The organism is Nonomuraea muscovyensis (genome assembly GCF_014207745.1).
GTDB classification, from domain to species: domain Bacteria; phylum Actinomycetota; class Actinomycetes; order Streptosporangiales; family Streptosporangiaceae; genus Nonomuraea; species Nonomuraea muscovyensis.
The window spans coordinates 1004923-1028861 of record NZ_JACHJB010000002.1; the positions used below are offsets into that span (position 1 = coordinate 1004923).

Here is a 23939-nt window from a genome sequence, read left to right on the forward strand (position 1 = left end):
TTCACAGGACTCCCTCCTCCACGACGGCGGCCTCCCAGGCGGGCCCATCGAGCACCTCGACGCCGGCGAGCAGGCCGGCCGCCCACCGCGGGTCGAGCACGTCCGCCGCGTGGTGCACGCCCGCCGGGACGTCGCCGGACAGCACGGCCATGGCGGCCATCGCCGCCGTGGCGCCGGTGAGCTCGTTCGCGCCCGCACCCCTGACCACGAGGGTGCGGGCCGCGGACGGCCCGGCCAGCTCGGCCACGATCAGCTGGTACGGGTCGTGGCCGAACAGGTCCAGCTCGGCCGCCCTGGACAGCCGGGCCGCGCGCTCCTCCACCGTCGCTCCTCCCGGCTGCCGGGTGAGCGCCTGCCACAGGTGCTCGCCGTCGAAGACGCTGAACCAGGTCACGTCGGCCACGCCGAGGCCGCGGGCCAGGGCCTCGGTCTCGGTGCTCAGGTACGGCGTGGCCGCCACCGGGCCGGGGAAGAACGGCACCCCGGCGGCGGGGTCGACCGCGGCGGCGCGCGACACCCGGCGCCCGCCGCGCCAGGCGGCGAACGTCTCGCCGAAACGGTCGAAGGCGGCCAGGTAGTCCAGCGCGGCCGTCACGGTGAACCGGTCGCGTCCGCCCACCCAGCCGGTGAGCCGCAGCGGTCGTTCGACGCCGTCGATCAGCAGCCGGGGCAGCAGGCCGGTCAGCCCGGGCATCATCCCCGCGGAGATCACAGCCGTGCCCGGCCAGTCCAGCGCCTCCAGCCGGCGGTGGAACTCCTCGTCGCCCGCCGCGTCGACGTAGCGGGCGCCCGCATCCCTGGCCGCCCTGGCCACCAGGTCGCCGACGACGACGGCGGGGCCGGCGCAGTTGATCACGACGCGGCAGCCGCGCACGAACGCCGCCAGGCTCTCGGGGTTGGACACGTCCACCGGGCAGGCATGGGCGCCCAGCCGGGCGGCGGCCTCGGCGGTACGGCGCGTGTCGCGGCCGCCCACCCGCAGCGGTGCAACGCCCCAGGCCGACAGCCTCGCGGCGGCGACGGCGCCCACCCCTCCGTATCCGCCGACGACGCCGACCAGGCCGCCGGTCAGGTCACCCATCAGGACCTGCCCCCGGCGCCCGGCCCAACCTCCGGCCCGGCGTCGGGCCCGACGCCGGGCTCGGCGGCTGCCTCGACGGTGACCTCGCCGAGGCAGCGGTCGGTCCAGAAGTCCACCGGCGTCCCCTCGGGCACGACCAGGGTCAGGTCGCCCAGGTAGAGCTCGTCGCCGGCGTCTCCCGCCGCCAGCAGCGCGCGATGGAGACCGTCGGCGCCTGGGGGCGGCTCCTCGGCTCCGGGGGTCAGCGGGCCGACCAGGGTGAGCCGGTCGACATGGACGCCGATCTCGACCAGCCGCCTGGCGACGGCCATGGCGAGCAGGGCGGCGGCGCCGGAGCCGGTCATCCGGACCTCGGCCAGGCCGAGGTCGGCGAGCTCGGCGCAGTAGCGGTCGGCGAGACGCTCGACGAGTATCTCGGGCTCCAGCTCGTCCACCGCCAGCCCGGCTGCGCCGGTCAGGGCGAACGAGGGGACGTCCGCCGGCGGCGCGGGGAGCGGCCCGTGGCCGTCGTGGACCACGATCAGGGCCGGCCCGTCGGCCTGCCCCGCCTGCTCGCCGAGCGGTACGACCGAGGACGCCGCACCGCCGCTCGTGGCGGTCTGTCCTCCCGTTCCGCCGGACAGCGCGGCGGCCACCGCGGCGATGGTGGGCTGCTCGAGGATGAGCCGCAGCAGCTCGTCGAAGAACAGGCCGGCCTCGGGGACCTCCTCGGTGACGCGCCCGGCGAGCTGCGCGGCCAGCAGGGAGTCGCCGCCGAGGTCGTAGAAGTTCTGGTGCCGGCCGACCGCGTCGAGCTTGAGCACCTGGGCCCAGATCTCGGCGAGCCTGCGCTCCAGGTCGCTGCCGCCCTCGTCCGGCGCCGTCGCCTCCACGCCGCCCCTGGTGGGGAGCAGGGCCAGTAGCCCGGCCCGGTCGACCTTGGCGTTCCCGGTGACGGGCACCGCGTCGATCACCTCGATGACCGGTGGCACCATGTAGTCGGGCAGCCGCCGGGCGGCGAAGCGGGCCAGCTCGGCCGGTGTCACCCTGGCGCGGTCGGTCTTGAACCTGGCCAGCATGACCCGCATCCCCACCTCTTCGAGCAGATCCTCGCCGTGCGTGGCGCACACCTCGCGCGCCCCTGCGCGACTGAGCAGGTCGCGCCACTGCTCGGCTGACAGGAACGTCTGGTGCGCGCCGCGCCGCAGGTCGGCGAAGTCACCCGTGTCGTCGAGCCGGACCATCAGTTCCAGCGAGGTCATGATCTGGAAGTGGTCGCGGGTCATCTCCTGCACGAGCAGCCAGCCGCCGGGCGCGGCCAGCTCGGCCAGGCGGGTCAGCGTCGCGCTCACGTCGGTGGTGGCGTGCAGAACGTCCCCGGCGATGATGAGGTCGAAGGAGTTCGCGGACAGGCTCTGGGCCCGGTGATCGCGGTCTAGGTCGAACACGCCGAACCTGAGCCATTCGTGAACGGCGAACCGGTCCTGGGCGGCGTTGAGGAAGTACTGCGACAGGTCGGTGTAGAGGTAGTCGACGTCCACGCCCGTCGCGGTGAGGGCGTCCAGCACGCCCGCGCTGGTGCCGCCCGCGCCCGCGCCGACCTCCAGCACGCGCAGCGGTCCGTGACCGTCGTGGGCTCCGGCGATCCGCCGCACGGCCGCCGCCGTCACGGCGTTGGCCCACCGGTTGAACAGCGCCTTGGAGTAGAGGTCGTCCGACAGGTCGACCCGGCCCTCGGGGAACAGCAGCTCCAGCGGATCGGCCTCGCCTCTGACCAGTTCGCCGAGGCGGGCGCTGCAGGTGCGGAAGTAGTCGATCAACCGGACGTCGTCCACGTCCGTCCCGAGGTCGACCACCTCCTGCCAGGCCGCGGTCAGGTCGGTGTGGAGGCGGGCCGTCCCCGTGCCGGTCAGCCGGTGCACGCCCGCGCCGTCCACGGCGAGCACGCCGGCGCCGGTCAGCGCGTGCAGCCAGCGGCGGACGAGGCGGTGGTGCCGTTCGGCGACTCCCGCGACGGCCGCCACGTCCTCCGCGGTGTGCCCGCTGCCCGGCGCGAACAGCCCGGACTCGGTCAGGACGGCGAGCATGGTGGTGAGGGCGATGTCGTCCAGCCCCCGGGTGTAGGCGAGGTAGCGCTCGCGGTCGACGCCGTCGAGCACGGCGGCGCCCGACCGGGTCGCCTCCGCGAGCACGCCGCTCGCCGCCTCGGCCGGCTCGGCGCGTCCGGCCGGTTCGACGAAGCCGATCAGGCGGCGCTCCAGCCCCGTCCCGTCGGCCACGCACACGGCGACGTCCACGGCCGGGTGCTCGGCGAGGACGGTCTCGACCTCCGCCAGCTCGATCCGGTGGCCGCGCACCTTCACCTGGGCGTCTTCGCGGCCGAGGAACTCGATCTCCCCGTTGGGGAGGTACCTGCCCAGGTCGCCGGTGCGGTAGAGGCGTTCGCCGGTCTCCGGGTGCCGGACGAACCGCTCGGCGGTGCGTTGCTCGTCGTTGAGGTATCCGGCGGCCAGCCCCGCGCCGCCGATGTAAAGCTCTCCCGCGACGCCGTCGGGGCACGGCCGCATCGCGGCGTCCAGGACGTGGAAGGTCTGGTTGGTCAGCGGGCGCCCGTACGGGATGCTCCGCCAGTCGCCGGGCACCTCGCCGATGTCGTGGTAGATCGACCAGATCGCGGCCTCTGTCGCGCCGCCGAGGCTGACCGTCCGCAGGCCCGGCAGCTGCTGCCGGACCTGGTCGGGCAGCGCCACGGGGATCCAGTCGCCGGACAGCAGGGCGAGCCGCAGCGACCCGAGCGCGTCCTGCTGCCCCTGCCCGAGGTAGTCGCTCAGCATCTGCAGCTGCGCCGGGACGGAATTCCAGATCGTCACGCCGTGCTGGGCGACGAGCGCCGCCCAGTGCGAGGGGTCGCCCCGGCGCGCCGGGGCGGGCAGCACGAGGGCACCACCGGCGGCGAGCAACCCGAACAGGTCGTAGACGGACAGGTCGAAGCCGAGCGCGGCCAGGCCGAGCACACGGTCGTCCGGCCCGACCTGGAAGCGGGCGTTGATGTCGTCGATCGTGTTGCGCGCCGCGCGGTGACTGATCATGACGCCCTTGGGCGATCCGGTGGAACCGGAGGTGTAGATCACGTACGCGAGGTCGTCGGGACGGGTGGGGGGTGGGCCGGCCGCCTCGGCGGCGGGCGGGATCTCGTCGACGGCCAGCGCCTTGGCTCCGCCGAGTTCGGGCAGGAGCCACGACTGGGTGAGCGTGAGCCGCACGTCCGCGTCGGCGAGGATGCGCTCGCGGCGGGCCTGCGGCTGGTTGGTGTCGATCGGCAGGTAGACACCTCCGGCCCGGAGCACCGCGATGACCGCGACGACCTGTTCCCAGCCCTTGTCCATCACGACGGCGACCCGGTCGCCCGCCGCCAGGCCGAGCTCGGCCAGCCGTGCGGCCACCGTGGCCGAGCGGGCGGCGAGGTCCGCGTAGGTGAGGACGTCGTCGCCGGAGATGACGGCGGTCCTGCCGGGGTGGCGCGCGGCCTGCTCCAGGAAGCCGTCCTGGAGCAGGCTGTCGGGCAGCGGTCCCGCCGTGGCGTTGGCCTGCTCGCGGCGGGCGAGCTGGGCGGCCGGCAGGCCGACGGGCCGCTGTTCGGCCCAGGCCCCCGGGTCGCCGGCCAGGCGGCGCAGCAGCTCCTCGTAGGCGGCGAAGGCGTCGTCGACCATCTCGTCGGCGAGCACGCCCTCACGGACGTCCCAGTTCGTGGACAGCCCGCCGCGCCGCTCGATGTTCTGGCAGTCGATCCACACCTGCGGGGTCTGGCTGATGCCGTGGGTGAACTCGCCCCGGCCCGTCCCCTCCTCCTCGTCGGCGAGCCCGATCGCGCTGGTGAACACGACCGGCATGAGCGCCGCGTCCGGGCCGCGCCGGCGGCCGAGCTCGCGCATCACCTCCACGCCGGTGAAGAGCCGGTGGTCGAGGTCCTGCCAGAGCTGGGCCTGTACGGCGGCGGCGCGCTCGGCGAAGGTCGTGCCCGCGCCCTTGTCCACGGCGAGCAGGCTCACCGAGGTGAAGTCGCCGACGAGGTTGCCGATCTGCGGGTGGACGGGCAGGCGGTTGAGCAGGGTGATGTCGAGGCTGAACCGGGCGGCGCGGCTCCAGGAGCCGATGACCTCGGCGTACGCGGCGAGCACGGCGGTGGAGGGGCTGAGGCCGTGCCGTCCGGCCTGTTCCTTCAGCGCGGCCCACGTGGCGGGGTCGAGCCTGGTCTCCAGGCGGCGGAAGCGGGCCTGCCCGGCCGGCCGGGTGAGCAGCGGCAGATCGGGGGCGGCCGGCAGGTCGTCGATCCGGTCCAGCCAGTACGCCTTGTCGCGCTCGTAGCGGGGACCGCTGCGCATGCGCTGCTCGGCCAGGCGGTAGTCCCGGTAGGTGACCTCGAGCGGCGGGAGCGGGCGCTTCGGCTCGGCGTAGAGCCGGTGCAGCTCGTCGAGCAGGACTTCGAGGCTGACGAAGTCGGCGATGAGGAAGTCGATGGAGAAGTGCAGGGTCGCTGCCTGGTCGGAGAGGGTCACCCGCAGCTCGAACAGCGGCCACTGGTCGGTCGGGTAGACCTTGTGGCCCATCTCCTCCCGGGCGGTGCCGAGGGCCGCCGCCACCTGCTCGGGCGGGCTGCCTCGCAGGTCGGCCACGTGGATGTGGTAGTCGGGGACGGAGGGCCGTACCTGCTGGGCGCCGTCCACGGTGACGACGGCGCGCAGCATGTCGTGCCGCTCGATCAGCCGCCGCCAGGCCGCTTCGAGCCTGGCGGGGTCGAGTTCGGGATAGGTGAGCTCGCCGTACCCGTGGCAGCCGACGCCGCCGTAGGCGAAGACGTCGCGCCGGCCCAGCAGGTAGGCGGACTGCACGTCGGTCACGGGGAACGGCTCGTAGCGATCGCCGGGCGCCGGGACGAGCGCGTTCTCGGCGGTGTCGCGCAGGTAGGCGAGCACCTCGTCGCGGTGCTCGCGCAGGGCGGCGATGCGCTCCTCCGTCATCGTGCCCTTGGGGGCGCGGAAGCGGAGTCGCCCGTCGTCCTCCCAGAGGGTGACCCCCGCACTCTCCAGCTCGCCGACCAGGCGACCTGCACTCATACTTCGCCCTCCTCCACGGCGTCCGCCGTCTGTGCCTCGATCAGGGCGGCGAGCTCGGCGAGCGTCGGCACGCCGAGCAGGAGCCGCAGGGTCATCACCACGCCGAACTCCCGGCGGACGGCCTCCACGAGCCTGGTGGCGAGGAGGCTGTCTCCGCCCAGGGCGAAGAAGTTGTCCTCCCGGGAGATCACGGCCACGCTCAGCAGGTCGGCCCACAAACCGGCCAGCACGGTCTCCACCGGCCCGCGCGGCGGCGACGAACCACCACCGGCCTCGCCCGTATCCGCCTCGGCCAGCAACCGCAACGCCGCCGCCCGATCGATCTTGCCGTTGCCACTCAACGGCAACGCCTCCACCACCACCACCCGCTCAGGCACCATGTACCCCGGCAACCGCGACGCCGCGAACTCCCGCACCCGCTCGGCCTGCCCGCCCACCACCAAAGCAGCCAACCTGCGCGAACGACCCCCAGACGCCTCCACCGCAGCCGCCACCGCCCGCGACACCCCCGGGCAGGCCTCCAAAACCGCCTCCACCTCACCCAGCTCGATCCGATGCCCCCGCACCTTCACCTGGAAATCACGCCGACCCAGGAACTCCAACACCCCATCCGGCCAATACCGGCCCACATCCCCAGTCCGATACCAGCGCTCCCCACCCACCGTCACGAACTGCGCCGCCGTCCGCTCCGGATCATTGCGATACCCCAAGGCCACCCCGGCCCCACCAATCCACAACTCACCCGGCACCCAATCCGGACAATCCCGACCCCGACCATCCACCACCCGGAACCGCTGATTCCGCAGCGGCCGCCCATACGGCACCGACACCCACCCCCGCGGCACCCGCACCGGCACCGGCATGAAGTTCGACCAGATCGCCGCCTCCGTCGCCCCACCCAACGCCACCAACTCAGCCCCCGGAGCCACCGCAGCCAGCCGAGCAGACAGATCCAACCCCACCCAATCGCCCGACACCAACGCCAACCGCAACCCGCCGCCACCACCCACCGTCAACAACATGTCCAGCAACGCCGGCACCGAATTCCACACCGACACCCCGAACCGCTCACACAGCTGCGCCCACCGACCCGCCTCCCGCCGATCCTCCTCACCGATCAGCACCAGCGAACCGCCCACCGACAACAACCCGAACACATCGAACACCGACAGATCGAAATCCAGCGCCGACACCGCCAGCACCCGATCCCCACCCGACACCCCGAACCGCCCCACCACGTCCTCGACCGTGTTCACCGCCGCCGCATGCGTGATCTCCACACCCTTCGGCTCCCCCGTCGACCCCGACGTATAAATCACATACGCCAGCCCGTCAGCCCACACGGGAACGCCAACCGGCGAAGCCGCCAGCGCCTCGGCCATCACCTCATCCGTCAGCACACACGACACACCCGCCGAAGCGAAGATCCGCTCACGCCGCACCTCCGGCTGGTCCACCCCCACCGGCACATACGCCGCCCCCGCCGCCAACACCCCCAACACAGCCGCCACCTGATCCGGACCCCGCCGAACCGACACCCCCACCAACCCGCCAGGAGCCACACCACCCCCGCGCAACCACCCCGCCACCGCCAACGCCCGACCCGCCAACTCGCCATACGACAGCGAACCGCCATCCCACAGCAACGCCACCCGCCCAGGCTCCCGCCCCGCCCACTCGAAGAACCCCGCATGCAACAACCGACCCGACACCGCACCAGCCGTCGCATTCACCCCCGCACGCACCGCCAACTGACCCGCCGGAACCAGCCCCCCGACCGGCTCCGACCACTCACCCGCCACCAACTTGCGCACGATCCCGACATACGCCTCGAACATCCCATCCAACACACCCGCCGGGAACAACTCCTCCACCGCATCCCAGTTCACGAACAACCCACCACCACGCTCAGTCACCTGACAGTCCAACCACACCTGCGGGGTCTGGGAGAGTCCCCAGCCGGGCCGGCCGAACGGCAGGTCGAGCTCGACCAACTCGGCGGGCAGGCCGAGCGCGCTGGTGAAGACGACCGGCATGGAGACGTCGGCGGCTCCGGTCTGGCGTGCGCGCTCGCGCAGCACCCAGATGGCCGACACGGCGCGGTGCTCCATGTCCGCCCACATGCGTTCCTGGTAGCGGCGGGCGGCGGCGGCGAAGTCCTCGCCGGGCCCCGGTTCGTAAGCGGCGAGCAGCAACGAGGTGAAGTCGCCGAGGACCTCGTTGATCTGGGGGTGGACTTCTCGACGGTCGAACAGGGTCAGGTTGAGCGTGAGCCCGTCGCCCTGCGACCACGCGCTGAGAACCTCGGCGTAGGCGGTGGCCAGGACCGCCGCCGGGGTGAGCCCGTGTGCCCTGGCCTGCTCGACGAGCGCGGCCCACTCGTGCGGCTCCAGCTTGGCCTCACGTCTGGTGAAACGCGGGGAGGTGACTTTCGCGGGGTCCTTGGCGAGCGGGAGCCGGGGGGCGGGCGGCAGCGCCGCGGCCCGCTCGCGCCAGTAGTCCTCCGCCGCCCGCCGTTCCGCCTCGCCGGGGACGGCCTGGCACAGGTAGTCGCGGAAGGAGACCTCGAGGGCGGGCAGTTCCAGCTCGGGTTCGCGGTAGAGGGCGGCCAGCTCCTTGAAGACGGTGACGATGCTGAGTGCGTCGAGCACCATGTAGTCGAAGCTGAACGCCAGGCGGGTGCGCCCGCCCGAGCGTACGGCGCGCACCTCGACCAGCGGCCACCTGCCGGGGTCGGCGATGCGGTGGGAGAGGTCCTCGCGGAGCCGGTCGAGCTCCCGCTCGTAGTCCTGTTCCGCGGTGTCGGTGACCTGGATGACGGTGTGCGGCACCTCAGGAAGGATGCGCTGGTCACCGTCGTCGTCGAAGACGGCGCGCAGCATCTCGTGCCGGGCGACGAGCCTGTTCCACGCCGTTTCGAGCCCGGGCAGGTCGACGCCGGTGCCGTCGACCTCCCAGTACCAGTGCGAGCCGACGCCGCCGAGGGTGAAGGTGTCGGTCCGGCCGACCCAGTAGGCGCGTTGCACGTCCGTCGGCGGGAACGGCTCGTGGCGGTGCGCCGGATCGGGCCGGAGCACGACGGCGGTCTCGGCCGTGCCGGCGGTGAGGAGGGCGGCGAAGTCCTGGAGCACGGGGTTGGCGAAGAGGGAGCGCATGCTGGCGCCCTCGTACCCTGCGGCTCTGAGCTTGGCCAGCAGTCTGGTGGCGAGGAGGCTGTCTCCGCCCAGGGCGAAGAAGTTGTCCTCCCGGGAGATCACGGCCACGCTCAGCAGGTCGGCCCACAAACCGGCCAGCACGGTCTCCACCGGCCCGCGCGGCGGCGACGAACCACCACCGGCCTCGCCCGTGTCCGCCTCGGCCAGCAACCGCAACGCCGCCGCCCGATCGATCTTGCCGTTGCCACTCAACGGCAACGCCTCCACCACCACCACCCGCTCAGGCACCATGTACCCCGGCAACCGCGACGCCGCGAACTCCCGCACCCGCTCGGCCTGCCCGCCCACCACCAAAGCAGCCAACCTGCGCGAACGACCCCCAGACGCCTCCACCGCAGCCGCCACCGCCCGCGACACCCCCGGGCAGGCCTCCAAAACCGCCTCCACCTCACCCAGCTCGATCCGATGCCCCCGCACCTTCACCTGGAAATCACGCCGACCCAGGAACTCCAACACCCCATCCGGCCAATACCGGCCCACATCCCCAGTCCGATACCAGCGCTCCCCACCCACCGTCACGAACTGCGCCGCCGTCCGCTCCGGATCATTGCGATACCCCAAGGCCACCCCGGCCCCACCAATCCACAACTCACCCGGCACCCAATCCGGACAATCCCGACCCCGACCATCCACCACCCGGAACCGCTGATTCCGCAGCGGCCGCCCATACGGCACCGACACCCACCCCCGCGGCACCCGCACCGGCACCGGCATGAAGTTCGACCAGATCGCCGCCTCCGTCGCCCCACCCAACGCCACCAACTCAGCCCCCGGAGCCACCGCAGCCAGCCGAGCAGACAGATCCAACCCCACCCAATCGCCCGACACCAACGCCAACCGCAACCCGCCGCCACCACCCACCGTCAACAACATGTCCAGCAACGCCGGCACCGAATTCCACACCGACACCCCGAACCGCTCACACAGCTGCGCCCACCGACCCGCCTCCCGCCGATCCTCCTCACCGATCAGCACCAGCGAACCGCCCACCGACAACAACCCGAACACATCGAACACCGACAGATCGAAATCCAGCGCCGACACCGCCAGCACCCGATCCCCACCCGACACCCCGAACCGCCCCACCACGTCCTCGACCGTGTTCACCGCCGCCGCATGCGTGATCTCCACACCCTTCGGCTCCCCCGTCGACCCCGACGTATAAATCACATACGCCAGCCCGTCAGCCCACACGGGAACGCCAACCGGCGAAGCCGCCAGCGCCTCGGCCATCACCTCATCCGTCAGCACACACGACACACCCGCCGAAGCGAAGATCCGCTCACGCCGCACCTCCGGCTGGTCCACCCCCACCGGCACATACGCCGCCCCCGCCGCCAACACCCCCAACACAGCCGCCACCTGATCCGGACCCCGCCGAACCGACACCCCCACCAACCCGCCAGGAGCCACACCACCCCCGCGCAACCACCCCGCCACCGCCAACGCCCGACCCGCCAACTCGCCATACGACAGCGAACCGCCATCCCACAGCAACGCCACCCGCCCAGGCTCCCGCCCCGCCCACTCGAAGAACCCCGCATGCAACAACCGACCCGACACCGCACCAGCCGTCGCATTCACCCCCGCACGCACCGCCAACTGACCCGCCGGAACCAGCCCCCCGACCGGCTCCGACCACTCACCCGCCACCAACTTGCGCACGATCCCGACATACGCCTCGAACATCCCATCCAACACACCCGCCGGGAACAACTCCTCCACCGCATCCCAGTTCACGAACAACCCACCACCACGCTCAGTCACCTGACAGTCCAACCACACCTGCGGGGTGGTGGACATGGTGTAGCCGGGGGTGCCGAAGCTGTCGCGGAACTCCTGGGTGAAGAGCTCGCCGAGGTTGATCGCGGTGGTGAACACGACGGGCGCGACGGGCCCGGCGTCGGGGTCGGCCCGGGCCAGCTCCCGCATGACCTCGACGCCGGTGAACGAGGCGTGGGCGAGGTCGCGGTGGAAACGGCTCTGCACGTCGCGGACCCGCTCGATGAACGGGAGCGGCTCGGAGACGTCGACGCCCAGCAGGACGAGGTTGGTGAAGTCGCCGACGATCCGGTTGACGTCCTGGTGCACCTCGTCGCGGTCGTAGAACGGCAGGTTGAGCAGGAACCGCCGGCTGTCGCTCCACGCGCCGACGACCTCGGCGAAGGCGGTGACGAAGACCATCGAGAGCAGGACGGAGTGCTCGCGGGCGCACTCCGTCAGCCGCTTCCACTCCTCGCTGGACAGGCTGTGCGACAGCCGTACGTTGTGCCGCTGCTCGATCCGTTCGGGAGGCGTGGCGAGCGGCAGTTGCGGAGCGCCGGGCAGGTCGGGCAGGCGCTCCATCCACCACGCGCGGTCCTCGGCGCGCTTGCGCGCCCGACGCGACTCCTGGCCGGCCAGGTAGCGCGGGAAGCTGTAGCCGAGCGGCGGCAGCGGTGTGCCGGGGTCGCGGTAGAGCCTCGCCAGGTCGTCCAGCAGGATCTGGAAGCTCTGCGCGTCGGAGACGAGCATCTCGATCGCCAGGTGAAGCCTGGTCAGCCCGCCGGGGAGCAGGGACAGGTGGATGTCGAGGATTTCGCCGCGCTCCACCGCCATCTTGCGGTGCGACAGCTCGGCGCGCACCTGGTCGGCCCGCGCGGGGTCGTCGCGCAGGTCGTGCACGGTGACACCCGGCCAGGGACTGTCGTCCATGATCTGCTGGCGTCCGTCGTCGAGGAAGCGGGCGCGCAGCATGCCGTGCCTGGCGATCAGGGCACGGACCGCCTGCTCCAGCCGCGCGGGGTCGACTCCCGTCCCGTCGAACTCGCAGTAGAACTGGGCGCCCACCCCGCCGAGCACCTGTTCGCGGTCGCGGCCGACCCAGTAGGCGTGCTGCATCGTCGCCAGGTCGAACGGCTGGGACTCGTCCACCTCAGGTTCGGCCGGCACGACGGGGCCGGCGACGTTCGAGGCCACCTTCGACGACACCAGCTCGAACCACTCGGCCAGCGTGCGGTACTCGACCAGCTCGGCGAAGGTGACGTCGGCTCCGGCCCGCCGCCACCGGCTGGCCAGCCTGATCACCTGGATGGAGTCCATGCCGAGCCGCAGCAGGTCGGCGTCGTCGGCCACCGTGTCCGCGCCCAGCATGGCGGCTATGGCGGACCGCATCCCCTCCAGGCTCAGTTCGTCAGACATCAGCCCTCCTCGTACGGTGGACGCCGAAGTCGAGCAGGTCGAGCTTGGCCAGCCCGTCACGCACCCGGCCGGTCAGCAGGCCGATGTGCTGGAGCGACGAGATGACCTTGGCGAAGATCGCCTGCCGGTACTTGATCATCAGTTCGTGGGTGGCGGCGAAGTCGACGCCTTCGGCCGTCGGCACCTCGATGCGGTCCCAGACGTCCTCGAGGAGGAACCGCCGGCGCATGAGGCTGGCCGCCTCCAGGACCAGGTCCTCACGGTCGGCCAGCTCCGCCTGGGTCATCTCCGGATAGATCCCGCTCAGGGAGAGCACGCCGAAGGAGACGTGCCGCGCCTCGTCCCTGGCCACCAGCCGGGTGATCTCTTTGATCAGGTCGTCGTTGAAGGTGCTGTTGGCCAACCGGAACGCCGCCATGGCCAGCGCCTCGACCATGATCTGCATGCCGAGGGCGGTGACGTCCCACCGCTCGTCGGACAGAATGTCGGTGAGCAGCGCCCGCAGCGGCGAGCTGATGGCGTACGGCTCGGGCACCTTCTCGCGCAGGTAGCGGGAGAACGCCTCCACGTGCCTTGCCTCGTCAGCCGCCTGGCTGGCCGCGTAGTACTTGCTCTCGACGTCCGGCATCACCTCGACCAGCCGGGCGGCGACCACAAGCGCGCCCTGCTCTCCGTGGAGGAACTGCGACACCATCCACGACTGGAGCTCCCACCTGAAGGTGTCCCACATCGGGCGGCCCCTACGCGCCAGCGGGGAGGCGGCGAACGCCGACATCGCGAAGTAGGAGTCGTCGGGCAGCGGAGAGCCGAACGCCACCTCCGTCGACCAGTCGATGTCGGTGGAGGCGTTCCACTGGGCTTGCTTGGCACGCTCGTACAGGACAGCGATCCGGTCGGACTGCGGCTCGTAGTCCCAGTTGAGCCGGGCTTCGACGGGAGTGGTCACCCTCAGGTCGGCCATACCAGAAACACTACTGAACAGATACAAGGTGGGGGAAGACCCGAGATACACGGGTTTACCGGAAATACGAGTATCCCCTAGCATGCGCACGTGACCGTACGAGAGGCTCCGGCAACCGTCGGCCAGCGGCTGCTGTGGATGATGGGGCACTACCGGGCGACGGAGGAGTACGGCACGTTCAACTGCCCCGTGCTGTGCCGTCTGCGCGGCCGGCTGGACCGCGCGGCGCTCGGCGCCGCCGTCAACGGGCTCGTGCGCAGGCACGAGTCGCTGCGTACGGTCTTCGCGGGCCGGGGACGCGACCTGCTGCAGCGGGTGCTGCCCGCCGAGCCGGTCGGCGTCGACTGGCGCGACGCCCCGCAGCCACCGGCGCCGGCGGACCTCGAGGCGCAGCTGGCGGCCGAGCTGCGCACGCGGATCGACGTGGGCCTCTCCCCGATCCGCGTGACGTGCTGGCAGGTCTCCGACACCGACCACGTCCTGTGCCTGAACCTGCACCACATGGTCACCGACGCCTGGTCGACAGGCGTGCTGTTCAAGGAGCTGCAGACCCTCTACGCCCACGGAGGTGACCTGTCGGTCTTGCCTGAGATGCCGTGGCAGTATCTGGACTTCGCCCGCTGGCAGCGGCACCAGACCGACAGCGGCGCCCTCGACCGCCAGCGCGGCTACTGGCTGCGCCAGCTCGACGGCGCGCGTCTGGCCAGGCCGCCCAGGCTGCCCGGCGCGGGAAGCGCGGCCAGCGGGCCCACCGGGGTGGCGGCCGTCACGCTGCCGGCCGACGTCACCCGGGCGTTGAAGGACGTCGCCCGCGACCTGCGCGTCACGCTCTTCTCGGTGCTGCTCGCCGGATACTTCGCTCAGCTGCACCGGGCGACCGGCGACAGGGACCTCACCGTGGCCTCCCTGTTCGCCAACCGGTCCCGGCCCGAGTCGCGCGGCACGGTCGGATTCCTGGCCAACATGGCCATGCTCAGGTCCCGCCGGGCCGACGCCGATCCGCGGCTGCTCATCAAGGCCGCGCACGTCGCCGCGGTCGGGGCGTTCGCGAACGAGCAGCAGCCGTTCCAGACGCTCCCGCCCCGCCTGATCGACACCGGGGGCCTGCGGGCGGACGATGTCGTGTTCCAGGTCGTCACCGACCCCCAGTACAAGGGGCACGCCGGCGGCCTGGAGTTCGAGCTGCTCGTGCCCGACGCGATCGGCAGCAGGTTCAGTTTCGAGCTGGCGGTGGCACCCCTCGGCACCGGCCTGCGGCCGGTCCTGTTCTACCGGCGTGACTGGTTCGCCGACGCGTGGTCGCGGGAGTTCATCGCCGGGTACGGCGACCTGCTGCGCTCCTTCACGAAGGCGTGACCACCAGCGGGATGCTCGCGTAGCTGCGGAACAGGGCACTGGGCTGGCGCACGGGCCGCCCGGCGAGCTCCAGGGCGCGTACGCGGTCGAGCAGCGCGTCGAACACGACGGCACCCTCGACCCTGGCCAGCGCGGCGCCGAGACATCCGCGCACCCCCCCGCCGAACCCCACGTGCGGGTTGGGGTCGCGGCCCACGTCCAGCCTGCCCGGGTCGGCGAAGGCCCGCTCGTCGTGGTTGGCGCAGCCGAGCATGAGCAGCACCGACCGTCCCTCCTTGATGGTCTTGTCACCGATCGTGACGGGCTCGCGAGTGACCCTGGCCGTGTACTGGATGGGCGCGTCCAGCCGGACGAACTCCTCCACCGCCGTCCTGACCAGCGACCGGTCCGCGCGTAACCTGGCGAACTCCCCGGGGAACCGGGCCAGGGCCAGGCATCCGGTCGACACCATGTTCATGGTGGTCTCGAAACCGGTGAAGCAGAGGAAGGCGAGGTTGTCGACGATCTCGTCGTCCGACAGCTCGCCCAGCATACGGGAGACGAGGTCACCGGCGGGACGGCGCCTGCGCTCGTGGAGCACGTCGGTGACGTAGCCGCGCAGCCAGGCCAGCGCCTCGTCGGCGGCCGGACGGTCCGGCTCGGGCAGGAACGGCGTGAACGCCTTGGCCAGCGCCCCGGCGCGGGCCCAGATCTCCCCTCGCGCGTCGGCGGGCAGCCCCATCAGCTCGCACACCACCGTCACGGCCACGGGGAAGGCCAGCTCGCCCGGCACGTCGAGGCGGCCCGTGTCCAGCGCAGGCGCCAGGCACTCGTCGACGACGGCGCGGATGCGGTCGGTGTGACCGCGGGCCGTACGCGGGCTGAAGGCGGCCACCATCAGCCGGTGCAGGCGCGAGTGCTCCTCGACGTCCTGCGTCGGCAGGATGCGACGGAAGACCCGACCCGCCGCCCCCTCCGCCACCGCGAAGGCCGGATTGTCCTCGGGGAAGTCGTTGCCGAGCCGCCGGTCTCTCAGCAGCGGGGCCACGTGCTCCAGCCGGGTCACGCCGAAGCTGGCCGGCGAGACCCGGCACAGCGGCCCCTCGGCGCGCAGCCGCGCGTAGGTCGGGTAGGGATCGTCGAGGACCTCCGGGTCGAGGGCGTCGAACTTGGGCAGCAGCTTGGCACGCATCAGGCGACTCGCACGGGGACGGAGGCATAAGCCCTGAATGTGGTGTTGGTACGGCGGAGCGCGGGACCGGCGGGCTCGATCGCGCCGAAGCGGTCCAGGAGCCTGCCGAAGGCCACCGCGCCCTCAACCCTGGCCAGTGCCGCGCCCATGCAGTGGTGCAGCCCGCCGCCGAAGCTGACGTGCGGATTGGGGTCGCGCCCGACGTCGAGCCGGCCGGGGTCGCCGAACTGCCGCTCGTCCCGGTTGGCCGACCCGAGGAGCAACACCAGGACACGGCCCGCGCGCACGGTGTGGTCGCCGACCTCGACGGGCGAGCGGACCAGGCGCGCCGTTCCCTGGATCGGCGCGTCGTAGCGCAGGAACTCCTCCACCGCCGTCGGCAGCAGCCCGCGATCGGCGCGCAGCCGGGCCAGCTCGCCCGGATGCTCCAGCAGCGCGGCGCAGCCGCTGGCCAGCAGGTTGGCCGTGGTCTCGAAACCGGCGAAGAAGGAGAAGACCGCGTTGTCCACGATCTCCTCCTCGGTCAGCCGGTCGTCGCCCTCCCGGGCGGCCAGCAGCAGCGACAGCAGGTCACGGCTCGGTGCCTTGCTCCGCTGCGCGAGCAGCTCGGCCAGGTAGTCCCTGAGCCAGAGCACCGAGGCGTCGGCGTCGGCCCGGTCGGCCTCCGGGACCATCGCGGCGAACGCCTTGCTCAGGTTGAGCGCGTGCGGCCGCACCTCGCTGCGGTCGGCTCGCGGGATTCCCATCAGCTCGCACACCACCAGCACCGGAAGCGGGAAGGCCAGCTCCTCCACGGCGTCGAACCAGCCGCGCTCGGCGGCCGGGTCGAGCAGCTCGTCCACCAGGTCGCCGATGTGCTCGCGCAGACCGCGCACCAGGCCGGGGCTGAACGCCTTGCTCATCAGCCTGCGGAGCCTGGTGTGCGCCGGAGGGTCGCGGTACAGGATGATCCGCTGGAAGAAGGCGGCCGCGGGGCCGTCGCCCGCCGACATCTCGTGGTAGAGAGGCGGGAACTCGCTGCCGAGCCGGGGATCGCGCACCAGCGCGGCCACGTCCGCGTAGCGGGTGACGCCGAAGCTGGCCGGTCCCATCCGGCACAGCGGCCCCTGCGCACGGAGCCTCTCGTAGGTCGGATAAGGGTCCTCAATCACGGCGGGATCGAGAGCGTCGAAGCGCTCCGGCAACCGCATGCCCACACGCGCCATGCGCACACAATACTTCATCGGATATTGCTTCTTGTATTCTGAAAACCCTAGTGTTTGTCGAAGGTCGCATTCTCGACGGATGAAGGGTGCCCACGGATGCCACTGCACCTGTACTGGTTCCTTCCTTCGCACGGGGACGGCAGGGAGGTGGGCAAGACCGCGACGGACCAGGGCCGGGCCCGCACGATCCGCCGCGCACCCGACATCGACTACCTGGCCCAGGTCGCCCAGGCGGCCGACACGCTCGGCTTCACCGGCATGCTGGTCCCCACGGGGCTGTTCTGCGAGGACCCCTGGGTGGTCAGCGCGGCGCTGGCGGCCAGGACGCGCCGCGTCAAGTTCATGATCGCTCTGCGGTCCGGGCTCACGTCTCCCCTGCTGACCGCGCAGATGGCGGCGACCTTCCAGCGCGTCTCCGGTGACCGGCTGGTGTTCAACATCGTGGCCGGCGGGGACGCCGACGAGCAGCGCCGCTACGGCGACTGGCTGGCGCATGACGACCGCTACGCGCGGACGGCCGAGTTCCTGACGGTGCTGCGCGGACTGTGGCAGGGCGGGCCCGTCGACTTCGACGGCGATCACTACCGCCTCAAGGCCGGCCTGCTCACCCGCCCCGCCACCATGCCGCAGATCCACCTGGGCGGCTCGTCCGCCGCCGCCAGACGCGTCGCCGCCGAGCACGCCGACGTCTACCTCGCCTGGGGGGAGCCGCCGCCGCAGCTCGGGGAGCTCATGACCGACTTCAGGCGGCAGAGCGACGCGACGGGACGCGACGTGCGGCTCGGCACGCGCTTCCACGTCATCTCCCGCGACACCGCCGAGGAGGCGTGGGAGACCGCGAACCGGCTGATCGAGGGCATGGACCCCGCTCTGATCGCCCAGGCGCAGGAGCGCTTCCGCCGCACCGAGTCGGAGGGCCAGCGCCGGGCCTCGGCGCTGCACGGCGGCCGCACCGACGACCTGGAGATCTACCCCAACGTGTGGGCCGGATACGGGCTGGTCCGCCCCGGCGCGGGGATCGCGCTCGTCGGCAGCCACGAGGAGGTGGCCGATCGGATCGCCGAATACCACAAGAGCGGCATCGACCACCTCATCCTGTCCGGCCAGCCGCACCTGGAGGAGGCCTACTGGTTCGGCGAGGGCGTGATGCCGCTCCTGAGGGCGCGCGGCCTACTCGAAGAGACGTCCGCGGGCTCATGACGTCCCACGTGGAAGTCGCGGCGCAGCCCGGGACCGCCCGGGGCCACGCGCCTGTCGCCCTTCCGGTGTCCGTGCTGGTGGGCAACCCGCGGCGCGGCTCACGCACGCTCGACATCGCCACTAGAGTCGGCGCCATGCTCCACGGCGACCTGCTGGACAGCGGCGTCCCGCTCGGCGAGCCCGGCCTCGTCGACCTCTCGGCCATCGGCCCCGACCTGGCCCGCTGGGAATCGAGCCCGCCGGCCGCGGACGCGGCGACCGCCACCGTGTGCGCCTCTCGGCTGCTCCTGGTGGCCAGTCCGACGCTGAAGGCCAGCTACTCGGGTCTGCTGAAGCTCTTCCTCGACCGGCTCCCGCGCCGCGCGCTCACGGGTGTCGTCTGCGTGCCGGTCATGACGGCGGCCAGCCCGGCGCACACCTTCGCCGTGGACGCCTGCCTGCGGCCGCTGCTGGTCGAGCTGGGCGCGACGGTGCCCGTGCAGGGGCTCACCGTCCTGGAGGCCGACTTCGGCGCGCTCGACGAGGCGGTCGCCCGCTGGCGCGCCGCGGCCACCCCGGTCCTGTCCGCCGTCCTCGCCCTCTGACCCCGTCCGCCCGTCCGCGTCATCCCGCGATGCGGTCCGTACGGCGGGCCACGGCGAACGCGGCCGTCACCCCGCCCGTCACGTCGGCGCGCACGCAGTCGGCCGCCAGGCGCACCGCGCCCGCTATGTCGTGCGCGGTGGCCGCCCCGTGGCAGACCACGCACACGCCGCGGACCCCGAGCAGCACCCCGCCGGAGTCGGCCGCGAGCGCGTCGCGCACCGCCTGGGACACTTGCCGGGCGCGCCGGTCGGCCAGGGATCCCGAGAAGGAGCGGACGGCGCTCACCGCGGCCAGGGCGGTCAGATCGAGCGTCCGCTCGTAGGTCTTGAGCATCACATCGCCGGTGAAGCCGTCGGTGACGGCCACGTCCACGCGGTCGCTGAGCACGTCATACGCCTCGATCTGGCCCACGTAGCCGGGCAGCGTGGCCAGCATGAGGTGGGCGTCGCGTTGGGCCGGGCCGCCCTTGGTCACCTCGTGGCCGTTGGACAGCAGGCCGACCCGGGGATGCGGGACACCCAGCCGGGCCCTGGCGTACTGCACGCCCATGACGGCGAACTCGACCAGCCACTCCGGCTGGGCCACGACCGTCGCCCCGATGTCCAGCAGGACCGTCTGGCCGGCACCCGGACCGCGCAGCACCGTGGCCAGGGCCGGGTTCCGCACGCCCGGCACCCGGCGCAGCCGTACCGCGGCGGCCAGCACCGCCGCGCCGGTGTTGCCCGGGGTGACCATCGCGTCGGCGAGCCCGGTCCGCACCGCCTGCGCCGCGACGAGCAGCGACGACCCGCGCCTGCCCCACGTCACGGCCAGCGGATCGTCGGCCATCGACACCGATTCCGGCGCGTCCAGCAGCGTGATGTGGCCCGGCAGGGGGCGTGAGCCCAGATGCTCGCGCAGGACCGGTACGGACCCCACCAGCATCAGGTCCACGTCGTCGGGGAAGTCCAGCGCCGCCTCCATGACGGGGCCCGGCCCCTGGTCACCCCCCATGCCGTCCAAGGCCACGGCCGTCCGCCCGCTCTTCACCCCGCGACCTCCAGAACAACAGAACCAAGATGTGTCATGCTGACGAAATGCTTGATTACAACCGAGTTCGCGATCTCGCGGAGGACCTGCCGGGAGTCGAGCAGTCCGAGTCGTGGGGCACCCCGTCGCTGAAGGTCGGCGGCAAGATGATCCTGCGTCAGCACGAGGATCCCGAGCTCATGGTGGTGAAGGTCGCGCTGGATGAGCGCGACGCGCTCACGCGGGAGCGACCCGAGGTCTTCATCGTCACTCCTCATTACGAGAAATATCCCTACATGCTGGTCAAGACCGCGGCGCTCGCCGACGACGAGCTCCGCGAGCTGATCACTGAGGCGTGGCGCATGACCGCGCCGAAGCGGCTCCTGAAGGTCTTCGACGAACGCGGCACTAGCTGACTCGCCTGCGGTAGCGGCGCACGCTCAGCACGCCGAAGATCACCCCGGCGCCGGCCGCCCACGCCAGCGTGAAGAGCACGTACGCGCCCGCGGGCTCGCCGCCGGCCAGCCGGCGCAACGCCTCGCTGGCCGTGGACAGCGGGTTCACCCGCACCACGGGCTGGAGCCAGCCGGGGAAGGCCTCCAGCGGGACGAAACCCGAGCACAGGAAGAACACCAGCGTCGTCGGCGGTTCGAGGGCCCCACGCACCGTCTCCACGCTCGCCGCCGACAGCGCCGCGAACAGCGCGATCGCCATGCACATGGCTCCGACGGCGGCGATCAGCCCGAAGAAGGCGAGGGCCGCCAGGACGCCTCCCGAGAAGCGGAACCCGGGGACGTGGGCGACGGCGACGGCCACCACCGCCACCGCGACCATCCTCAGCACGTCCCCGAGCAGCCGGCCGGCCAGTGTGGACGCGGCGCCGACCGGCATGGTCCGCAGCCGGTCGAAGATGCCCTCCCGCAGGTCGGTGAAGAGGCCGACCGCGCTCGGCGCCATGCCGAAGGTCACCGTGGACAGCACGATGAGCGGCGCGAACCGCTGGATGTAGCCGTCGCCGACGAGTCCGCCGTAGACCGGCAGGATCGTGAACATCAGCAGGACGGGAAACGCGAAACCGGAGATGACCAGCTGGGGAGTGCGCAGGAAGCGCCGCATGGTCCTGCCGGCCAGCACGCCGACCTCCGTCATCCCGACCTCCTGAAGGCTCGTACGGCGATCCAGCCGAAGACCGCGCAGAGCCCGGCGATCCAGGCCAGCGGCGGCCCCCACGCGACCGCCTGGCCGGCGGCCAGGCCGCGCAGCGCGTCGACGACGGCGGTGTAGGGGTTGGCGTGGACGACCGGCTGCAGCCAGCCGGGGAAGACTCCGGCCGGGGCGAACACCGTCGACAGGTTCAGCACCGGCAGCGTCACCAGGAAGACCATCGAGCCGATGGCCTCGGGCTCGGAGGAGCGCAGCCCGATGACCGCGGCTCCGAGGGCGAAGCTCAGCGCGAAGGCGACCGCCACGACGACGAACGCCGCCGCGCCCAACGGATCGGCGAACCGGAACCCGACCACGTACCCCGCCGCGACGATCACCGCGATCGGCACCAGGCAGCGCACCGCGTCCGCGCCCAGCCGCGCGACGAGCACCGACAGGCCGCTGATCGGCAGCGTCCGAAACCGGTCGATCATGCCGTCGCGCCGGTCGGCGGCGATGAAGAACGCGGTGGAGATGGTGGTGAACCCCATCGCCATCATGATGATCGCGGGCGGCAGGAACTGGGCGAAGGGGACGCCGCGCGAGGTCAGCAACTGGGCGAGCACGATGCCGAACCCGGCGAAGAACACCAGCGGGGTGATGACGAGCTGGACCAGCGACCGCACGGTGAGCGAGATGCGCAGGTTGCGGCCGGTCATGACGCCGATCTCGCGAATCAATCCGGCCTCCCCGTCAGTGCCCTGAAGACGTCGTCCAGCGTGGGTCTGCGCATGGTGAGGTCGTCGGGTTCGATCCCGGCCCCCTCGAGGCTCCTGATGACTCTGGCCAGCACGCCGATCCCGTCGGCCGGGAGCACCACCGCCCCGTCGACCTCGGCCGCGTCGTCGAGCACGGCCAGCGCCTTGGCCCGCCGGTCGGGGTCGGCGATCTGCACCTCGCAGACCGCGCCTCCGCCCACCCGGTCCTTCAGTTCCTCCGGTGTCCCTTCCGCGATCACCCGGCTGTGGTCGATCATCACGATCCGGTCGGCGAGCGCGTCGGCTTCCTCCAGGTACTGCGTCGTGAGCAGGATCGTCACGCCGGCCGCGCGCAGCGCCCGCACCCTGTCCCAGAGCGCGTCACGGCTGTGCAGGTCGAGGCCGGTGGTCGGCTCGTCCAGGAAGAGCACCGGCCGTTCCACGACGAGGCTGACCGCCAGGTCGAGGCGTCTGCGCGTGCCTCCCGACAGCGTCCGCACCGGTTTGTCCGCCTGCTCCCCGAGGCCGAACTCCTCGATGAGCCGCCCCGCCCGCTCCCGTGCCCGGCTCTTGCCGAGCTTGAGCAGGCGGGCGAAGAAAACGAGATTCTCCCTCGCGGTCAGCAACTCGTCGACGGCGGCGAACTGTCCGGTGGCCGCGATGCTCCCCCGGACCCGCTCCGGCTCCGACACCAGGTCGAACCCCGCGATCCGCGCGGTCCCCGAATCGGGCCTGATCAGCGTGGTCAGGCAGTTGATCAGGGTGGTCTTGCCCGCTCCGTTCGGCCCCAGCAGGCCGAGCACGCTGCCCTGAGAGACCTCGAACGACACCCCGTCGAGCGCGGTGGTGGAACCGAACGACTTGCTGAGACGATCCAACTCAACAATGGCGGTCATAAGCATCAACCTTCTTGGCTTTCCACGCGCGTGTCAACGACCGGCATGAAAACAAGAAACACGAATCCACGCCTAGCGTCCCGCCGAGCAGCGCGCCGGTGGTCAGGTACGGCGCCGGTGGGGTGGTCATCCCGGTCCACAGGAAGAAGCCGGTGTGCGGAGGCTGGTTGTAGCCGACGTTCTGCCAGACGATCCCGGCCTGGTAGACCGGGTCGTGTGTGAGCGTCGGGAAGCGGTGGTCCGTCGCGTACGGCGTGCCGTAGCCGCAGAGTGGTGGAGTCCTCGGTCCGGACGATCAGTTCCTCACGCCAGTCGCCCAGGATGTCGGCCTGGAGTGAGGGGTTGCCCTTGGTCGTGTTGTTGGAGGAGGCGCCGGACGCGGTGAGCATGTTGACCGTGCTCTGCGTGGCCGGGTTCCACTTGCCGATGGTCGGCACGCCGGTCAGCTTGTCGGCAGTAGTCGTGGTCCAGGATCTCCCTGGACAGGTCGCCGTCCCACCAGATGGCGTCGCCGATCGCCGGGGTCTTCGTCGAGATGAGGCGGCCGGTGGCGGTCCGGAGCCCGGCCCCGTTGGAGGCCCAGGCTTCCTCGCCCGGGTCGCTGGGCACGATCTCGTCGGTGTGGCCGGTACCGGTCACGACGGCGATCCGCTTGTCGTCCCGGTAGAGGTGGTAGAGGAGGCCTTCACCGGCCAGGTGAAGATCCGCCCGTGACGTACGGGATCGTCCACCCCGCCCATCGGCGCGGGGTGGACCCTGCCGACGATCCGTGCTCCACCCACGCCGCGGCCGCCGGCCGCCCTGCCGCCGGCTGCCCTGCCGCGGGCTGGCCGCCCCGCCGCAGGCGGGCCGGATGTCAGCTGTCTAGCGTTGCTTGAGGCGGAGTGCTTCTTTGCGGGTCTCGGCCTGGATGGACCGCTCGCGCTCCAGCCACGCCGGGTTCGGCCGACCGTAGATCGGCATGTGACGGATCCCTTGACCTCGGGACGCCAGGTTCAACATGTGATCACCATTCGCCCGCGCAACCCATGCCATTCTCGCAACCCGGGTTCGACATAATTCGCGGGTTCTAGAGGTACTGCGGAGC

The 23939-nt window shown here is 71.7% G+C and carries 15 protein-coding genes and 1 pseudogene; 4 read left to right on the forward strand and 12 right to left on the reverse strand.

Features of this window, described 5'->3' with window-relative positions:
• Window position 1 precedes the first annotated feature (1 nt).
• From FHU36_RS21295 to FHU36_RS21310, 4 genes are read right to left on the reverse strand one after another with little or no spacing between them, the layout of a single operon-like run.
• A complete protein-coding gene (locus FHU36_RS21295; protein ID WP_185085689.1) occupies window positions 2-1081 on the reverse strand; it encodes a saccharopine dehydrogenase NADP-binding domain-containing protein in 1080 nt (359 codons plus the stop codon).
• Window positions 1081-6174 (reverse strand): non-ribosomal peptide synthetase, encoded by a 5094-nt coding sequence (locus FHU36_RS21300; RefSeq protein ID WP_185085690.1) that lies wholly within the window; start codon window positions 6172-6174, stop codon window positions 1081-1083. Before FHU36_RS21300 ends, FHU36_RS21295 begins: the two co-directional genes overlap by 1 nt.
• Entirely contained in the window at window positions 6171-12569 is a 6399-nt protein-coding gene (locus FHU36_RS21305) for a non-ribosomal peptide synthetase (RefSeq protein ID WP_221496499.1), read from the reverse strand. The genes FHU36_RS21300 and FHU36_RS21305 overlap by 4 nt, the downstream gene beginning before the upstream one ends.
• Window positions 12562-13530 carry a ferritin-like domain-containing protein gene (locus FHU36_RS21310; protein ID WP_185085691.1) on the reverse strand — a complete coding sequence of 323 codons (969 nt, stop codon included), beginning with the start codon at window positions 13528-13530 and terminating at the stop codon, window positions 12562-12564. The genes FHU36_RS21305 and FHU36_RS21310 overlap by 8 nt, the downstream gene beginning before the upstream one ends.
• A 90-nt stretch (window positions 13531-13620) precedes the next feature.
• On the opposite strand from FHU36_RS21310, the gene FHU36_RS21315 reads away from it, so the two are divergent.
• The gene (locus FHU36_RS21315) at window positions 13621-14886 is read left to right on the forward strand and encodes a condensation domain-containing protein (RefSeq protein ID WP_185085692.1); all 1266 of its coding nucleotides are present in this window, start codon (window positions 13621-13623) and stop codon (window positions 14884-14886) included.
• Here FHU36_RS21315 and FHU36_RS21320 read toward each other — a convergent pair.
• Both FHU36_RS21320 and FHU36_RS21325 read right to left on the reverse strand, forming a co-directional pair.
• Entirely contained in the window at window positions 14873-16057 is a 1185-nt protein-coding gene (locus tag FHU36_RS21320) for a cytochrome P450 (protein WP_185085693.1), read from the reverse strand. The two genes, FHU36_RS21315 and FHU36_RS21320, sit on opposite strands and share 14 nt — an antisense overlap.
• Window positions 16057-17262: a cytochrome P450 gene (locus tag FHU36_RS21325; protein WP_221496500.1), complete on the reverse strand. Its 1206-nt coding sequence runs from the start codon at window positions 17260-17262 to the stop codon at window positions 16057-16059. Before FHU36_RS21325 ends, FHU36_RS21320 begins: the two co-directional genes overlap by 1 nt.
• 96 nt (window positions 17263-17358) lie before the next feature.
• On the opposite strand from FHU36_RS21325, the gene FHU36_RS21330 reads away from it, so the two are divergent.
• Together FHU36_RS21330 and FHU36_RS21335 are read left to right on the forward strand one after the other, a co-directional pair.
• Entirely contained in the window at window positions 17359-18462 is a 1104-nt protein-coding gene (locus FHU36_RS21330; protein ID WP_185085694.1) for an LLM class flavin-dependent oxidoreductase, read from the forward strand.
• On the forward strand, window positions 18459-19046 hold the full coding sequence (locus FHU36_RS21335; RefSeq protein ID WP_185085695.1) for an NADPH-dependent FMN reductase: 588 nt from the start codon (window positions 18459-18461) through the stop codon (window positions 19044-19046). The genes FHU36_RS21330 and FHU36_RS21335 overlap by 4 nt, the downstream gene beginning before the upstream one ends.
• A 19-nt stretch (window positions 19047-19065) precedes the next feature.
• On the opposite strand, the gene FHU36_RS21340 is transcribed toward FHU36_RS21335, so the two are convergent.
• Window positions 19066-20076, reverse strand: coding sequence for a phosphate acetyl/acyltransferase (locus FHU36_RS21340; protein WP_221496501.1), 1011 nt, complete (start codon window positions 20074-20076; stop codon window positions 19066-19068).
• 47 nt (window positions 20077-20123) lie between these two features.
• Between FHU36_RS21340 and FHU36_RS21345 the strand changes: the two genes are divergently transcribed.
• Window positions 20124-20471 carry an MmcQ/YjbR family DNA-binding protein gene (locus FHU36_RS21345; RefSeq protein ID WP_185085697.1) on the forward strand — a complete coding sequence of 116 codons (348 nt, stop codon included), beginning with the start codon at window positions 20124-20126 and terminating at the stop codon, window positions 20469-20471.
• Here the strand turns inward: FHU36_RS21345 and FHU36_RS21350 are convergent.
• From FHU36_RS21350 to FHU36_RS46885, 5 genes and pseudogenes are all read right to left on the reverse strand, one after another.
• The gene (locus FHU36_RS21350; RefSeq protein ID WP_185085698.1) at window positions 20464-21204 is read right to left on the reverse strand and encodes an ABC transporter permease; all 741 of its coding nucleotides are present in this window, start codon (window positions 21202-21204) and stop codon (window positions 20464-20466) included. The genes FHU36_RS21345 and FHU36_RS21350 overlap by 8 nt on opposite strands.
• Entirely contained in the window at window positions 21201-21938 is a 738-nt protein-coding gene (locus tag FHU36_RS21355; protein WP_185085699.1) for an ABC transporter permease, read from the reverse strand. The genes FHU36_RS21350 and FHU36_RS21355 overlap by 4 nt, the downstream gene beginning before the upstream one ends.
• Window positions 21935-22852, reverse strand: a complete 918-nt coding sequence (locus FHU36_RS21360; RefSeq protein WP_185085700.1) for an ATP-binding cassette domain-containing protein — start codon at window positions 22850-22852, stop codon at window positions 21935-21937. Before FHU36_RS21360 ends, FHU36_RS21355 begins: the two co-directional genes overlap by 4 nt.
• Window positions 22836-23241 (reverse strand): annotated as a pseudogene (locus FHU36_RS46880) (rhamnogalacturonan lyase family protein). Before FHU36_RS46880 ends, FHU36_RS21360 begins: the two are co-directional and overlap by 17 nt.
• A complete protein-coding gene (locus tag FHU36_RS46885) occupies window positions 23156-23491 on the reverse strand; it encodes a rhamnogalacturonan lyase family protein (protein WP_376774149.1) in 336 nt (111 codons plus the stop codon). Before FHU36_RS46885 ends, FHU36_RS46880 begins: the two are co-directional and overlap by 86 nt.
• Window positions 23492-23939 lie beyond the last annotated feature (448 nt).